Annotated in this window: 15 protein-coding genes and 1 other annotated feature (1 of these 16 cut by a window edge); of the genes, 3 read left to right on the top strand and 12 right to left on the bottom strand. The window is 38.0% G+C overall.

Annotated features, from left to right (window positions below; genetic code table 11):
- Window positions 1-41 (bottom strand) — a binding site (T-box leader); it reaches 172 nt to the left of the window's first position.
- 99 nt (window positions 42-140) lie between these two features.
- From gltX to KTHG_RS18805, 10 genes are all read right to left on the bottom strand, one after another.
- Entirely contained in the window at window positions 141-1,601 is a 1,461-nt protein-coding gene (gene gltX, locus KTHG_RS18760; RefSeq protein WP_126991988.1) for a glutamate--tRNA ligase, read from the bottom strand.
- A gap of 80 nt (window positions 1,602-1,681) precedes the next feature.
- A complete protein-coding gene (ispF, locus tag KTHG_RS18765; RefSeq protein WP_126991989.1) occupies window positions 1,682-2,158 on the bottom strand; it encodes a 2-C-methyl-D-erythritol 2,4-cyclodiphosphate synthase in 477 nt (158 codons plus the stop codon).
- 4 nt (window positions 2,159-2,162) lie between these two features.
- On the bottom strand, window positions 2,163-2,849 hold the full coding sequence (ispD, locus tag KTHG_RS18770) for a 2-C-methyl-D-erythritol 4-phosphate cytidylyltransferase (protein WP_126991990.1): 687 nt from the start codon (window positions 2,847-2,849) through the stop codon (window positions 2,163-2,165).
- Between the two features lie 79 nt (window positions 2,850-2,928).
- Window positions 2,929-4,008, bottom strand: a complete 1,080-nt coding sequence (locus KTHG_RS18775) for a PIN/TRAM domain-containing protein (protein ID WP_139995859.1) — start codon at window positions 4,006-4,008, stop codon at window positions 2,929-2,931.
- Between the two features lie 92 nt (window positions 4,009-4,100).
- Entirely contained in the window at window positions 4,101-5,477 is a 1,377-nt protein-coding gene (gene radA, locus KTHG_RS18780; RefSeq protein ID WP_139995861.1) for a DNA repair protein RadA, read from the bottom strand.
- An 87-nt stretch (window positions 5,478-5,564) separates the two neighbouring features.
- On the bottom strand, window positions 5,565-8,021 hold the full coding sequence (locus tag KTHG_RS18785) for an ATP-dependent Clp protease ATP-binding subunit (RefSeq protein WP_126991993.1): 2,457 nt from the start codon (window positions 8,019-8,021) through the stop codon (window positions 5,565-5,567).
- A complete protein-coding gene (mcsB, locus tag KTHG_RS18790; protein WP_139995863.1) occupies window positions 8,011-9,108 on the bottom strand; it encodes a protein-arginine kinase McsB in 1,098 nt (365 codons plus the stop codon). The genes KTHG_RS18785 and mcsB overlap by 11 nt, the downstream gene beginning before the upstream one ends.
- Window positions 9,101-9,640 carry a UvrB/UvrC motif-containing protein gene (locus KTHG_RS18795; protein ID WP_139995865.1) on the bottom strand — a complete coding sequence of 180 codons (540 nt, stop codon included), beginning with the start codon at window positions 9,638-9,640 and terminating at the stop codon, window positions 9,101-9,103. Before KTHG_RS18795 ends, mcsB begins: the two co-directional genes overlap by 8 nt.
- A 12-nt stretch (window positions 9,641-9,652) precedes the next feature.
- A complete protein-coding gene (locus tag KTHG_RS18800; RefSeq protein WP_126991996.1) occupies window positions 9,653-10,126 on the bottom strand; it encodes a CtsR family transcriptional regulator in 474 nt (157 codons plus the stop codon).
- Between the two features lie 157 nt (window positions 10,127-10,283).
- Window positions 10,284-10,607: a DUF4870 domain-containing protein gene (locus tag KTHG_RS18805; protein WP_126991997.1), complete on the bottom strand. Its 324-nt coding sequence runs from the start codon at window positions 10,605-10,607 to the stop codon at window positions 10,284-10,286.
- A 439-nt stretch (window positions 10,608-11,046) separates the two neighbouring features.
- On the opposite strand from KTHG_RS18805, the gene corA reads away from it, so the two are divergent.
- The 3 genes from corA to KTHG_RS18820 all read left to right on the top strand — a co-directional run bounded on the left by corA (window position 11,047) and on the right by KTHG_RS18820 (window position 14,252).
- Window positions 11,047-12,009 (top strand): magnesium/cobalt transporter CorA, encoded by a 963-nt coding sequence (gene corA, locus KTHG_RS18810; RefSeq protein ID WP_126991998.1) that lies wholly within the window; start codon window positions 11,047-11,049, stop codon window positions 12,007-12,009.
- 193 nt (window positions 12,010-12,202) lie between these two features.
- Complete coding sequence (locus KTHG_RS18815) at window positions 12,203-13,513, top strand: globin-coupled sensor protein (protein WP_139995867.1); 1,311 nt, start codon at window positions 12,203-12,205, stop codon at window positions 13,511-13,513.
- A gap of 106 nt (window positions 13,514-13,619) precedes the next feature.
- Window positions 13,620-14,252 (top strand): histidine phosphatase family protein, encoded by a 633-nt coding sequence (locus KTHG_RS18820; RefSeq protein WP_139995869.1) that lies wholly within the window; start codon window positions 13,620-13,622, stop codon window positions 14,250-14,252.
- 122 nt (window positions 14,253-14,374) lie between these two features.
- Here the strand turns inward: KTHG_RS18820 and KTHG_RS18825 are convergent, their stop codons facing one another.
- Window positions 14,375-14,860, bottom strand: coding sequence for an acyl-CoA thioesterase (locus KTHG_RS18825; RefSeq protein ID WP_126992001.1), 486 nt, complete (start codon window positions 14,858-14,860; stop codon window positions 14,375-14,377).
- Window positions 14,861-15,001: 141 nt separating this feature from the next.
- Window positions 15,002-15,391 (bottom strand): DUF779 domain-containing protein, encoded by a 390-nt coding sequence (locus tag KTHG_RS18830; protein WP_126992002.1) that lies wholly within the window; start codon window positions 15,389-15,391, stop codon window positions 15,002-15,004.
- Between the last annotated feature and the right edge of the window lie 18 nt (window positions 15,392-15,409).

A 15,409-nucleotide genomic window follows, 5' to 3' on the forward strand; every position in this document is an offset into this window, starting at 1 on the left:
TGGAGCATACAACGCATACTTTTCCTCTTCAACGTTTTGAACTGGATAGATTTATTGTACAATGAAACCTCAATTTTGAAAACTAAAACAAAAAAGAGGGAGTCGTCTAATACGACATCCCTTCTTTTTATTTAAAACGATTAGCCTAGTTGTGCGTCTAAACGTTTTACAACTGTATCTTTACCTAAGATTTCAATTGCATCTGCAAGTTCTGGACCGTGCATTTCGCCAGTAGTTGCTACGCGGATTGGCATGAATAGGTTTTTACCTTTATGACCTGTTTCTTTTTGAACAGCTTTGATTGCTTTTTTAATTGCTGGAGCTTCAAATTCTTCTAATTCAAGAAGATTCTTTTTAAATGTTGCAAGCACTTCAGGAACTTGTTCGCCAGCTAATACTTCTTTTTCTTCGTCGTTTAATTCAACGTGATCTTGGAAGAACATTTCAGAAAGCTCAACGATTTCAGCACCGAAGCTCATTTGTTCATGGTAAAGACCGATTAATTTATCTGCCCATTCAGCTTCTTCAGCTGTTGGATTTTCAGCAACACGACCTGCTTTTTGTAAGAATGGAAGGCAAAGTGCCACAACTTCTTCATGAGTTAATTTTTTCATGTATTGGTTATTCATCCATTTTAATTTTGTCATGTCATACATAGAAGGAGATTTTGTTAAACGTTTTTCATCAAATTGCTCGATTAATTCGTCCATAGAGAAAATTTCTTCTTCGCCTTCTGGAGACCATCCAAGTAACGCAAGGAAGTTAATCATTGCAGCTGGTAAGTAACCAAGGTCTTTATATTGAGAAATAAATTGGATAATTGATTCATCACGTTTTGATAATTTTTTGTGATTTTCGTTAATGATTAGAGTCATATGACCGAAGCGAGGAGCTTCCCAGCCAAATGCTTTATATACCATTAATTGTTTTGGAGTGTTAGATAAATGTTCTTCACCACGGAATACGTGTGACATTTCCATTAGGTGGTCATCTAATACTACCGCGAAGTTGTAAGTTGGGATGCCGTTTGCTTTAACGATTACCCAGTCACCAATATCTTTAGATTCGAACGTAACTTCACCACGAATTAAATCATCTACTACATATGTTTCGTTTTCAGGAACTTTGAAGCGGATTGTGTAAGGTGCGCCTGCTGCTTCTTTTTCTGCAACTTGTTCAGCAGTTAAATGACGGCAAGTACCTTTGTACATTGGCGCCGCTACGCCTGCTTCACGTTGCGCTTCGCGTTCTGCTTCTAATTCTTCTGAAGTACAGAAACATTTGTAAGCCATGCCCATATCGATTAATTTTTGAGCAGCATCTTTGTATGTGTCTAAACGTTCCATTTGACGATAAGGAGCGTATGGACCACCGATTGCAGGTGATTCAACAGGTTCAATTCCCATCCAAGCTAAGTTATGAAGTTGTGATTCTTCGCCGCCTTCAATGTTACGAGCGATATCTGTATCTTCAATACGGAAGATAAAATCTCCGTCGTAATGTTTTGCGTATAAGTAATTGAATAGTGCTGTACGAGCGCCACCAATGTGTAAATGTCCAGTTGGACTTGGGGCATAACGTACACGAACTTTTTTAGTCATGATTAAAATCCTCCTATTTTGTCGAGAAAAAATTCAACTTTTTTAATTTTACCACTCGTGATATGAAATTTAAAGCGGCCTTACTTTTTAATTAGAAGAATTGTTGCCATTGCAGCGATTCCTTCTTTACGTCCTACAAAGCCTAATTTCTCTGTAGTTGTCGCTTTTACATTTACTTGTGAAGGCTCTGCATGTAAAAGTTCTGCGATACGATTGCGCATTTGCTCAATATATGGGGCCATTTTTGGTGCTTGTGCCATAATCGTGCAATCAACATTTCCTAGCGTATATCCTTTTGCTTCAACCTTATCCCAAATGAATGACAGGAGTTTTGCAGAATCTGCACCTTCCCATTCTGGATCTGTATCAGGGAAATGATGACCAATATCCCCCTCACCAATCGCACCTAATGCTGCATCTGTTACTGTGTGTAATAATACATCTGCATCTGAATGACCTAGTAAACCTTTGTCACTTGGCACCTCAATACCGCCAATGATTAATGGGCGTCCTTCTGCAAACTCATGTACATCAAAACCTTGTCCTACACGAAACATATAATTATCCTCCAATACGTTGGTTTAAGATTGCTTCACCAAAAACCAAATCTTCTTTTGTTGTTATTTTAACATTTTCATAGCTACTCTCAACCATATATACAAATTCGCCCTCACGCTCAACAAGCATTGATTCATCTGTTCCTAAAAATCCATCTTGCTCAGCATGATTTTCTGCGTATTGTAATAATTCAAAACGAAATGCTTGTGGTGTTTGAATCATCCACAACGTTGAACGGTCGACTGTTTCTTGAATAATCCCCTCTTCAACACGTTTCATTGTATCCTTTGCACGTACACCTGCGATTGCTGCACCTTTTTGTTGTGCCGCTTCTACCAATTTATGAATAGTTGGTTCTAAAATAAATGGACGTGCCGCATCATGAACAAGTACAATGTCACCATTTCCGATAGCTTTCATACATGACTGCACACTATATTGGCGCTCAGCTCCTCCGGTTGGCATCGCTTTTACTTTTGTAATGTGGTAGTGCTTAAGTAAATTTTGAATAAACTCGCGCTCGCTATCTTTCACTGCTAAATAGATGCCACGGCACCATTCATCTTTCTCAAATACCTCTAATGTATGAATTAAAATAGGTTTTTCTTTCAACTCCAGAAATAATTTGTTTTTTCCAGCACCCATTCGTTTACCACTACCAGCTGCCGGTAAAATAACATCATATACCATTTATTACACTCCCTCACCGTTCCATTAGCTTTATTGTATTAAAAAAATGGCTGAAGCGCATAGCTTCAACCATTATCAATTATTTTTTCGGTTTTGCAAAAATCATACGACCAGCAGATGTTTGAAGCACACTTGTTACAATAACAGTAATCGCATCCCCGATATACGATTTCCCATCCTCGACGACAATCATCGTACCATCATCTAGGTAAGCAACACCTTGGTGATGTTCTTTCCCTTCTTTGATGACGACGACATGCATTTCTTCGCCAGGAATAACAACTGGTTTCACAGCATTTGCTAACTCGTTAATATTTAATACTTGAACATTGTGGAGTTCACACACTTTATTCAAATTAAAATCATTTGTCACAATTTGCGCGCCACCCATTTTCTTCGCAAGGCGTACTAATTTTAAATCCACTTCTGGTACATCGTCAAAATCAACTTCTGTTAACAAAACTGTCGTTAACGGATCATCTTGAAGTGCTTTTAAAATATCAAGACCTCGACGTCCCTTTGTTCGCTTTAAAGTATCCGAAGAATCTGCTATATGCTGTAGCTCGGTTAGGACAAACTGTGGAATAACAAGTGTCCCCTCAACAAAGCCTGTACGACAAATATCAGCGATACGACCATCAATAATGACACTTGTATCTAATAACTTGTAAGAGGCTGGCGATACTAGAGATTCTTCTTTACTATCCTCGCTTTTTTTCTTCGATGAACGTGATGTAAATACACTCATTAATTCTTCACGACGTTTAAAACCAACCTGAAACCCTAAATAGCCGAGCACAATTGATAAAAGAATCGGTAATACTGTTGTTACTATTGGAATACGAATGCTGTCTAGCGCAAAACCAACAAGATACGCAACGATTAACCCAATAATTAAACCTAGTGTACCAAATAGTAAATCACCACTAGGCTCCTTTAATAATTTCTCCTCAAGCCAACGAATAAACTTTACAAAATAGTCTGCAATAAAGAACGATACAATAAACAAAATAATCGCACCTATTAAAACAGAAACATACGGGTTATTAATCCATGGATTATTGGATAAATGAATGAGCTTGTATAAAGGCGGTAACAGGACTAACCCTAGTGTTCCTCCAATCAACAGGAATACGACTTGAATAATTCGTTTTAACATACATGCACCTCCCCTTTAATTGACTATTATACAGATTATTCCTAAATTACGCTTCATTCAGCCCTGTTGTAACGAGAATGAAATAATTAGCACTACAGTTCACGGAATGCTTGTTTTAAAGCTTGGTCAACACGCTCAACACCAATGACTTCGATTCCTGCTGGGAAATCCCAGCCTCCGATATTTGAAGTTGGAATAAAGATACGTTTAAACCCTAGTTTAGCAGCTTCATTCACACGCTGTTCGATACGTGTAACACGACGTACCTCACCTGTTAACCCTACTTCACCCGCAAAACAATCGGTTGGATTAGCTGATAAATCTTTAAAACTTGAAACAATACTAACAAGTACAGCTAAATCAATAGCTGGCTCATCTAACTTCACACCACCAGCCACTTTAATAAATGCATCTTGTGCCTGTAACATAAACCCCATCCTTTTTTCTAGAACAGCCATTAATAATGACACACGGTTTTGATCTAACCCTGTCGCCATACGTTTTGGATAATTAAAACTTGATGGTGATACAAGCGCTTGAATTTCTACAAGAATTGGGCGAGTTCCTTCCATCGATGCAACAATTGTTGACCCCGGTGCTCCTTGCGAACGTTCTTCAAGGAACATTTCAGATGGATTTAAGACTTCTTTTAGCCCTCCATGAACCATTTCAAAAATCGCAATCTCATTCGTTGAGCCGAAGCGGTTTTTTTGGCTACGTAAAATACGATGATTATGATGACGCTCTCCTTCAAAGTACAGTACGGTATCAACCATATGCTCTAAAATACGTGGACCCGCGATTTGTCCCTCTTTCGTTACATGTCCCACTAAGAAGATGGCAATATTTTTTGTTTTTGCAATACGCATTAATTCCCCTGTACATTCTCGAACCTGTGATACACTACCTGGTGCTGACGTTACTTCTGGGTGATGTACCGTTTGAATAGAGTCAATAATGACAAACTTCGGTTGTGTCTGCTCGATTGTCTCACTAATCATTTCAAGATTTGTTTCAGCATAAATATAAAGTTCTGGTGACTGAACACCTAAACGCTCTGCACGTAATTTTGTTTGGCGAATCGATTCTTCACCTGACACATAAAGCACCCGATGATTTTTATTCGATAATAATGCCGATACTTGTAGCAGTAATGTAGATTTCCCGATGCCCGGGTCCCCACCAATTAAAATAAGAGAGCCTGGTACAATACCGCCACCTAACACACGGTTAAACTCAGTTAATTCTGTTGGAACACGCTGCTCTTCCTGTGTTTCTACTGAAATAATGGGTGTTGCTTTAGCTGACACCATTTCGGAATGCTTAAATGCTCCACGCGGGCCTTTCGCAACAACTTCTACTTCCTCTACCATCGTATTCCACTGACCACAGCCTGGACAACGCCCCATCCACTTAGCTGTTTCATAGCCACATTCATTACAAACAAATTTTGATTTCTTCTTTGCCATAATACCCTCCCGTAAAACGATTATACGTTTATTATAAAACAAAAAAGGAACGCCTTAATAGTACAGACGTTCCCATTTTTAAATTTATTATTTCTCAGTAGTTACTGGGGCTGGTTCTTTTGTTGAAACGATAAATTTTCCGTCTGCATCAACATCGAACACAACAACTTGACCTGTTAATACTTCGCCTTTTAAAATTTCTTCTGATAAGCGGTCTTCAACATGCTTTTGTAGTGCTCGACGAATAGGTCGTGCCCCGTATTCTGGGTCATAGCCTTCCTCTGCAATTTTATCTAGTGCAGCCGGTGTTAATTCAAGCTCAATATGTTGCTCCGCAAGACGTTTTGTAAGCTGTTCAGCCATTTTCCCAACAATTTCTGCAAGCTCTTCTTTCTTAAGTGCATGGAAGACAATTGTTTCATCAATACGATTTAGAAATTCTGGGCGGAATGCTTTTTTCAGCTCTTCTAACATAACGCCTTTTGCAGTTTCTTCTGTTTTCGCTGTTTCTTGGGCACCAAAGCCAACTGACTTACGATATTTCAATGCTTCTGCACCAATATTTGATGTCATGATGACAACTGTGTTACGGAAATCAACAACGCGACCTTTTGAATCTGTTAAGCGACCATCATCTAAAACTTGTAACAAGATGTTGAACACATCTGGATGCGCTTTTTCAATTTCATCTAGTAACACAACTGAGTAAGGTTTACGACGAACTTTTTCAGTCAATTGACCACCTTCATCGTAACCTACATAACCTGGAGGTGAACCAACAAGACGTGAAGTCGAATGTTTCTCCATGTACTCAGACATATCGATACGAATCATCGAATCTTCATCACCAAACATAACTTCTGCTAGTGCACGACCAAGCTCTGTTTTACCAACACCTGTTGGACCAAGGAAGATAAATGAACCGATTGGACGTTTTGGATCTTTTAATCCAGCACGGGCACGACGGATAGCACGAGAAATTGCTTTTACCGCTTCACTTTGCCCTACTACACGTTTGTGTAATTCTTCTTCTAAGTTCAACAATTTCTCAGATTCTTCTTGAGCGATTTTCGCTACTGGAATACCTGTCCACATTGCAACAACTTCGGCGATGTCATTCACTGTTACTTCTGATTCAGAACGACCTTGTTTTTCTTTCCATTCTTTTTTCGTTGCTTCTAACTCATCTTTTAATTTTTGCTCAGAGTCACGTAGGTTCGCCGCTTTTTCAAACTCTTGGCTTTGAACTGCTGCATTTTTCTCAGCTTTTACACTCTCTAATTTTTGTTCAAGTTCTTTTAAATTAGGCGGTGTTGTATACGAACGTAAGCGTACTTTTGAACCGGCTTCATCCATTAAGTCAATTGCTTTATCTGGAAGGAAGCGGTCTGAAATGTAGCGATTACTTAATTGAACTGCTGCTTCTACTGCTTCATCGGTAATTTTCACACGGTGATGCGCTTCATAACGATCGCGCAGACCACGGATAATTAATACAGCTTCTTCGGGAGTAGGCTCATCAACTTGAATCGGTTGGAAACGACGTTCAAGTGCTGCATCTTTTTCAATATATTTACGGTATTCATCAAGTGTTGTGGCACCGATACATTGTAGTTCTCCACGAGCTAATGATGGTTTTAAAATATTCGATGCATCAATTGCACCCTCTGCACCACCAGCGCCAATTAATGTGTGTAACTCATCAATAAATAAGATGACATTGCCAGCTTGGCGAATTTCATCCATTACTTTTTTCAAACGGTCCTCAAACTCACCACGGTATTTTGTACCCGCTACAACTGTACCCATATCTAGAGTCATAACACGTTTGTCGCGTAAAATTTCTGGTACTTCATTGTGAATAATTTGTTGTGCTAGTCCTTCAGCAATCGCTGTTTTACCAACACCTGGTTCACCAATCAAGACAGGGTTATTTTTTGTACGACGTGATAACACTTCAATGACACGCGTAATTTCTTTACTACGTCCAATCACTGGATCTAAGCTACCTTCACGTGCGATTTGAGTTAAATCACGCGCTAAGCTATCTAATGTAGGTGTATTTGCTGTCGGTGCAGCTGAAGCATTACTACCTGCATTTGTATCATGATTACCAAGTAGTTGTAGTACTTGTTGACGTGCTTTATTTAAGCTAACACCCGCATTATTTAATACGCGTGCTGCAACACCTTCACCTTCACGAATTAGTGCTAATAAAATATGCTCTGTACCGATATATGTGTGACCTAATTTACGCGATTCATCGACAGATAATTCGATCACTTTTTTCGCACGTGGCGTATAGTGAACGACTGGACCCACATCTTTAGTACCGACACCTACAAGTTTTTCAATACCTTCTTCAATTACTTCAGGCGTCACTTCAATTGCTTCTAATGCTTTTGCTGCAATGCCGCCGCCTTCACGAATAAGGCCAAGTAGAATATGTTCTGTGCCGATCGCATCATGTTTCATGCGAATTGCTTCCTCTTGTGCTAATTGTAGAACCTTTTGAGCTCGCTGAGTAAAGTGGTTAAACATCATATGAATCGTCTCCTTTTTCACGCTGTCTCACATTATTTAATATCTCTCGTAATAATGTGGCACGATAAACATCTCTTTCGTTTGGCTTTAATGTAGTGCCAACGTATTGTTGTAAAAAACCTGGTTGAATAACCAACATACATTTATTTAAAACCTTTGTAGGAATGTTTTCAATTAGTCCTAAATCTATACCCAATCGCACGTTAGATAAACAATTTGCCGCTTCATCAGACGTTAAAATACGGGCATAATGTAATGTTCCTAATGAACGATTTACTCGGTCATTCATAATGGTCTCCGCATGATCTAACAGGGCTTTTCTAGACTCTTTTTCTCGTTGTACGATTTGTTCTGCTAATGATTGTAAGTCTGTCAAAATCTCTTCTTCTGATTTACCTAGTGTTACTTGATTTGAGATTTGATAATAATTACCTACAGCTTCTGTTCCTTCGCCATAAATCCCACGAACGACCATACCAAGCCGAGGCATCATACTAATAATTTGTTCCATTTGATCAGTCATTGTTAACGCTGGTAAATGCATCATAACCGAAGCACGCATACCCGTTCCTGTATTTGTTGGACAGCTTGTTAAGTAACCAAACTTTTCATCAAATGCATACGGGACATACTCTTCTAAATAACGATCAAGTGTATCGGCATTGAAATAGGCTTTTTCTAAATCTAGTCCCGGCTCAATACATTGAATACGCAAATGATCTTCTTCATTAATCATAACACTCATTGATTCATCATCTGAAATAACAACAGATGCAGAACGGTCTTTATGCGCTAACTGTGGGCTAATTAAATGTTTTTCGACGAGCACCTTCTTTTGAAGAATCGGCGTCGTTGCGATATCAATATGCGTGAAGTGCTGATCAAGTGTTTCTGCATCAAGCAACACATTTGAAATGGTTTGATCCAATTTAAATGCTTCATCTTCTGAAAAAGCTCGGGGAAAGCGGTAATCTTTCAAATTACGAGCTAGACGAATTCGGGTACTCATAACAATATCGCCATGTTCTACATCGCCCGCCATCCATCTCACATCAGTCGCATTAAAAAAAGTATCTTTTTTATCCATTCAAATCACCGCCATGCAATTCTTTTTCAAGCTTTCTTGCCTGGTCGCGTAGTGTAGCAGCGTCTTCAAAACGCTCCTCTTCTACAGCCTTCTTCATGTCATTACGCAACCCTTCAATTTCTTGCTTTAATTTATAGGTTGCATTGACTGCACCAGGCATTTTTCCAACGTGTCGTGTTGCCCCATTATGAAGACGCTTCATCACTTGTGGAAGTTCATCGCGAAATGCATCGTAACATGTTGGACAATTGAATTTACCATCATGTAGAAATTGCTTGTATGTCATACCACAATTCGGACAAATTAAATGCTCCTCCTGTTGCTGGCTTTTCGGTACATTTGCTGACCATGTAGGAATACCAAACCAGTCTGCAAAAAGCTGTTGCAATGGTACATGTTCATTCTGAGAATGATCATGCTGATGTAATTGTTGGCTACAAATCTCGCAATAATGTTTTGTGATTTGCTGACCATTTTTCACTTGCGTTAAGGTTATTGTTGCAGGTCTTTGCTTACAATTTTCGCAGATCACTTCACACACCTCTTATCTCTTAGGAATATCGTATTTTAATGTCGTTAGCATCGCGCGTAAGATTCGTGCGCGTACTTCATCACGTAATGGCAAGTTGAGCGCTAATATTTGTCGATCGACAGCCGCCAACATCATTTTCGCTTCTCTTTTTGAAATAACTTCTTCATTAATAAGACGGAAAATGATATCTTCTGCAACTTGTTGTGGTGCAGAAATCCCTAGTTGTTGAATGGTTTCATCAATCAAATCAGCACTCGAAGTTATTTGAACGCGAACGATACGAATATACCCTCCGCCTCCACGTTTACTTTGTACCTGATACCCACGTTCCTCAGTAAATCTGGTATTAATAACATAGTTAATTTGCGATGGTACACATTGAAATTTATCAGCGATCTCACTACGTTTAATTTCAATTAAGCCATTTCCTTCTAATTCAATAACTTCCTTCAAATATCCTTCAATAATGTCGGAAATATTTCTCATTTGCTGTCTTCACCTCGCTTGCCTTACTGACTTTGACTATCTTTGACTATATTATATTCAATTCAAAATTCGATTACAAATATTTGGCTCATAAAATGTGTAAAACCTTTTCTCTCATTTCGATATAAAAAAACCATGCCGTAGCATGGTTTTACGATTAAAAGAATTTTTTAATAATTGGGTATTCCCAGTTGTCGTCCTGTATTGCTTTTACGATACCTACAATTGGCACGATTACGGTCATTGCTACGAAGACAACTAAGAATGGCAGACCGATTAAAAGTGCACTGAATATCGCTGAAATGAAAATTAACACGCCCATCAAGATTTGGAATAGCAAGGCTTGAATCGATATTTTTTTAACTGAAGCATCATCAACAAATAAATAAAATAAAACTGGGATAAGGTATGGTGCGAAAAATGGACTTGCATGCACAATCACTTTTAACCATTTAGTAGATTCAACGTTTTTATCGTTCATTTGAATAGTCCTTTCTATTATGTGGTAGTTATTCTACGGGATAAGCTATAAAATAGTTTCATTCTAGCTATAAACCGTTTGGAAACATTTTTTAGCAGTCGACGTCCTTTCTAATATCACATGATGAAAGGGATGTTTCTTTTGAAGAAAGCATTGCTTACAGCAGGAATTACTATTTTATGCCTCGCTGTTTTACTCGTTATGCCCTACTGCCTTTTAAAGAGCTCGTATGATTCAAGCGACTCTGTTGACCATAAAAATATACACTCGATATCGAACGGAAATAGCGGTGAAAAAATTGCTGTTTGGTTATCAAGTGACCGTTAAAGCCATGTATTTTCATGGCTTTTTGTTTTGATTAATTTTCTTTTACGTTTGTCGACATTAGGGTATGGATATGGGACAATATTAATAACTACGGAGAAAAAGAGGCGTTACGATGATTCGAACTTTAGGTTTTACAAAAGACAATAACGTAGTGGCCGATTTTCCATTGGATGAGTTGCATACATTCGACTTCGACTGGTATTGGGTAGATTTTGATCAACCAACACCTACGGAAAATACGTACTTAGATACGGTATTTCACTTTCACCCATTAGCAATCGAGGACTCATTAATGCGTTTACAACGTCCGAAAATCGACTATTATGACGACTGCCACTTCCTTGTCGTACATAAAATGAATTCTATTGAATTAGAAGCAGAAGAAGTAAATATTTTTATCGCTAGCAACTTTATCGTGACATATCACAAGACGCCTGTTCCTGAGATTGAAACAGCACGTAAACGTGTACTAAACCAACCTGGTGATTGGGAGCGCGGTTCTTATTACGCCATGTATCAAGTAGTCGATAAACTCGTTGATAGCTACTTCCCTATGGTTTATAACATTGAAGACCGCTTAAATGAAATTGAAGATCAATTAAATTACCAGCGCAATGCAAAGGCGATGTCCGATGTATTTGATTTACGTAGTGACTTATTACACATTCGTCGTATCGTACTCCCAATGCGCGACCTATTGTATCGCATCATGAACTCTGGCCGCCTCGGTTTAATTGGAGCCGAGCGTGCATACTTTGGCGATATTCATGACCATCTCGTAAAACTGACAGAAATGATTGAATCTAACCGAGAATTGACAGCTGACATGCGTGATAGTCATATGTCAATGAATGCTGTACGTATGAATAGTATTATGATGACTTTAACAATTGTATCGACCATCTTCATTCCATTGACTTTCGTTGCAGGAGTATATGGCATGAATTTCGATAACATGCCTGAGCTACATTGGCACTGGGGTTATTTCATTGTACTCGGTGTCATGTTTATCATCGCCGTTTCAATGATTTCTTGGTTCAAACATAAAGGTTGGCTCGATTTTTTCAAATTATAAATAGCTGAGAACTGTCTAATGGACAGTTCTTTTTTTATTTATGCACATATTTTTTGTGAATTTTAAAGTTTTTTTGTAATTAATACATTAAAACAAATACTCCAACCGATATAACTAATGAAAATATACTTTTTTTAAAAGTTAATACAAAATTATCAACATTATTTTTTACATAAAGATAGGAGACAATCTCTTGAGTATTTGGAATTTTTCAAAGCCGAAACAGCCCTCATCATATTTTGATTTAGACGCAGCGCTAAATGAAGTGGAGCTTGATTTATCAACATTCCCTGGTTTATCAAAGCAAGTAGAATTATTAAGTTTAACAAAAGAAGACTTAGCAATTATTTCTCATTTCAAGCAATATACAAATGAACTTGTACCATTAATGGTTAATGAATTCTACACCACAATTAGCAAAGCAAGTGAGCTTACATCAATTATTAATCACAACTCTTCAATTGAGCGTTTGAAAGTGACATTGACACGTCATATAACGGCAATTTTCAATGGGCAGTTCAATCATAACTATGTATTAGATCGTAAACGAATTGCACATGTTCATGTTGTAATTGGTTTACCATCAAAATGGTATTTAAATTCATTCCAAGCATTAAATAGTACGTTTATGACGTACTGTGCAGAACTTGGATTACCATTAGATGACTTTAAACGCGCAGTGAATGCATTTGCAAAAGTCATCAATCTCGAACAGCAAATCGTCATTGAAGCATATGATGAGGAACAAGCAGATATACAGCAGCGCCACATTGATGAAAAAGCAGAAATTATGGTTTCTGTACAAAGTACTGCAGAAGAATTAAGTGCCATTAGTGAGGAAACAACTGCATCAATTCAATCTCTTGTAACACAATCTGAAGATATTTCAGATGCTACAAAAAAAGGGCTAAACTTCGTGAATGAAACCGAGCAAAAATCTGAGAATGGCACACGTTTACTCGTACAACAAAATGATTTAATGGCACGTATGTCGACATCTGTTAAACAATTAGATTCGACGATGGGGCATCTGCGTATTTCCTCACACAAAATCTCAGAAATCGTACGTCTCGTGACAGATATCGCTGATCAGACAAACCTTTTAGCACTAAATGCATCAATTGAGGCGGCACGTGCAGGGGAGCATGGAAAAGGCTTTGCAGTCGTAGCAGATGAAGTTCGTAAGTTAGCTGAGGAAACAAAAAGTGCTGTGCAAAACGTTTCTTCATTAATTCATGAAACCGAATGTAATATCGCCAATATGTCCGCGTCTGTTAAAGAAGTAGATACACAAATTTTATCTGGTGTTGAAATGCAAAAAGAATTATCCGACTCATTCCAAACGATTGCACGCGCTGTTTCAGGTATTAAAACAAATCACACATCGACAACAAATGATGTATCTAACATCACAATAATATTAGACGAAATTTCAAATGCGACATTCCAAGTGGCAGATTCTGCAGAACGCTTATTAGAAGTAGCAACCGAATTAACGGAATAATGCTACTGAAAAATCGTCCTCTTAGAAGGGCGATTTTTTTATTATTTTGACATTCTAAAAGGAATCTTCTATACTTGTTTGGATTTCACTTGAAAGGAAGGATGATATGGTAACGCTCTATATTACGCGCCATGGGCAAACCGAATGGAACGTCCAAGAACGTATACAGGGATGGTTTGATTCACCGCTTACAAATTACGGGAAGGATCAAGCAAACGCTCTGTGTAAACGCCTTAGCAGTACACCATTCATCGCTGCTTACTCAAGTCCAAGCGGCCGAGCTTTAGAAACGGCAAAATTGATTTTACAGGGTCATCAAACACCTCTTTTTATTAAGCATGAACTAAAAGAGATTAATGTAGCAGAATGGCAAGGAATGCTCATTCAAAAAATTAAACAACAGTACCCTGAAGCCTATGATAATTACATCCATCACGCCGAATGCTTTGAATCACTAGAAGGTGAAAATTACTACGATGTACTCGAACGTGCAAAAAAAATTATCGATAAAATTGAAGGTAAGTATGAGCAGGATGACAATATACTCGTTGTAACACATAGTATCGTTAAAAAAGTACTTATCAATTATTTCCTTGGACACTCGATAGACCAGCTTTGTGATTCGCCCCATATCGATGGCACAAGTTTAACAATTGTTCATCTTGAAAACGGGCATGCAACAATTGAAAAAGTTGGTTGTGTTGAACATATGCCACCAAAAACTAGATTTTCTCATTAAAAATAGATTGAGCGAGAACTTATTTCTAATAGGTTCGCAACAAAAAGAAGGAACCACGCTTATGGTTCCTTCTTTTTGTTAATCCTTTTATCGACTAGAATTAGTTTGTCCTAGCCTCTTTTTTAAAAGAATGAATGTGGCATTTCACGTTTTGCTTTACGATGTGCGCGACGTGCTGGACCCGATTCAAACAATCGACGTTCTTCATTTGTTTCTGGATAAACCGGGGCAACTTCTTGTGGTTTTCCATTTGTATCGACAGCAACCATCGTGACAAATGATTCTGTTGTTAGTTTAGTATCGCGTGTTTCAATATCACGAGCTTGTACCCGAATATAAATTTCCATTGAAGAACGTCCTGTGTTGCTGACAACTGCTTCTAATTCTAAAATTTCACCCGAATGTACCGGCGCAAAGAAATCAACTGAGTCAAATGAGGCTGTAACAGTTTGCATTTTAGCATGCTTCATTGATGTAACTGCTGCGATTTCGTCAATATAAGCTAAAACTTTCCCACCGAATATTGTATTCATATGATTTGTATCTGGTGGTAACACAAGATGTGTTTGCACCGTTCTTGATTGGCTCATTGGCACTGCTTCTAACATTGCAACCGCTCCTTCGTCTCTTTCATCTGTATCTATCATAAAACACATTCTGTATCATTTCAACAATTAAAGTTCACAAAATAGACTCAAATCTGTATTTATTTAAAAACTAATATTAATATAACAGAAAAAAGCAGTGGATTACCCCACTGCTTTTTCATTGGCAATAATTTGTTTCACTTCCGCATATTCCTCATCTGTAAACACACGAGCGCGTATAAGGAAACTTTTATTTTCGATGGATTCAATTGAAAATCCACTCCCAAAACTATCCACAACATCTAATACATGTTGTGTATGCTTCGAATAATTGTAGAGGTTTTCATGCATATAAAATGGCACGTCTCCATCCACATATCCAAGGAGTACATCGATTTGCCCTACTTTAAATTCATCCTCCAAAAAGCATAATGGTTTCGAACCTTCACAACAACCACCTGACTGATGAAAAGCTAGTCCTTTTCCATATTTATCTTTCAAAAAATGAATTAATTCAATTGCTTTATCCGTTGCAACAACACGTTCAACCATGTTGCTCTCTCCTTTCGG

This window comes from Kurthia sp. Dielmo, from assembly GCF_000307285.2.
Classification (GTDB): domain Bacteria; phylum Bacillota; class Bacilli; order Bacillales_A; family Planococcaceae; genus Kurthia; species Kurthia populi.

Bases quoted from the DNA above. Each gene is read 5' to 3' on its own strand.
- radA (WP_139995861.1), bottom strand. From the start codon at position 5,477: ATGGCAAAGAAGAAATCAAAATTTGTTTGTAATGAATGTGGCTATGAA.
- gltX (WP_126991988.1), bottom strand. From the start codon at position 1,601: ATGACTAAAAAAGTTCGTGTACGTTATGCCCCAAGTCCAACTGGACAT.
- KTHG_RS18805 (WP_126991997.1), bottom strand. From the start codon at position 10,607: ATGAACGATAAAAACGTTGAATCTACTAAATGGTTAAAAGTGATTGTG.
- ispD (WP_126991990.1), bottom strand. From the start codon at position 2,849: ATGGTATATGATGTTATTTTACCGGCAGCTGGTAGTGGTAAACGAATG.
- KTHG_RS18820 (WP_139995869.1), top strand. From the start codon at position 13,620: ATGGTAACGCTCTATATTACGCGCCATGGGCAAACCGAATGGAACGTC.
- corA (WP_126991998.1), top strand. From the start codon at position 11,047: ATGATTCGAACTTTAGGTTTTACAAAAGACAATAACGTAGTGGCCGAT.
- mcsB (WP_139995863.1), bottom strand. From the start codon at position 9,108: ATGGATAAAAAAGATACTTTTTTTAATGCGACTGATGTGAGATGGATG.
- KTHG_RS18785 (WP_126991993.1), bottom strand. From the start codon at position 8,021: ATGATGTTTAACCACTTTACTCAGCGAGCTCAAAAGGTTCTACAATTA.
- KTHG_RS18830 (WP_126992002.1), bottom strand. From the start codon at position 15,391: ATGGTTGAACGTGTTGTTGCAACGGATAAAGCAATTGAATTAATTCAT.
- KTHG_RS18775 (WP_139995859.1), bottom strand. From the start codon at position 4,008: ATGTTAAAACGAATTATTCAAGTCGTATTCCTGTTGATTGGAGGAACA.
- ispF (WP_126991989.1), bottom strand. From the start codon at position 2,158: ATGTTTCGTGTAGGACAAGGTTTTGATGTACATGAGTTTGCAGAAGGA.
- KTHG_RS18800 (WP_126991996.1), bottom strand. From the start codon at position 10,126: ATGAGAAATATTTCCGACATTATTGAAGGATATTTGAAGGAAGTTATT.
- KTHG_RS18825 (WP_126992001.1), bottom strand. From the start codon at position 14,860: ATGTTAGAAGCAGTGCCAATGAGCCAATCAAGAACGGTGCAAACACAT.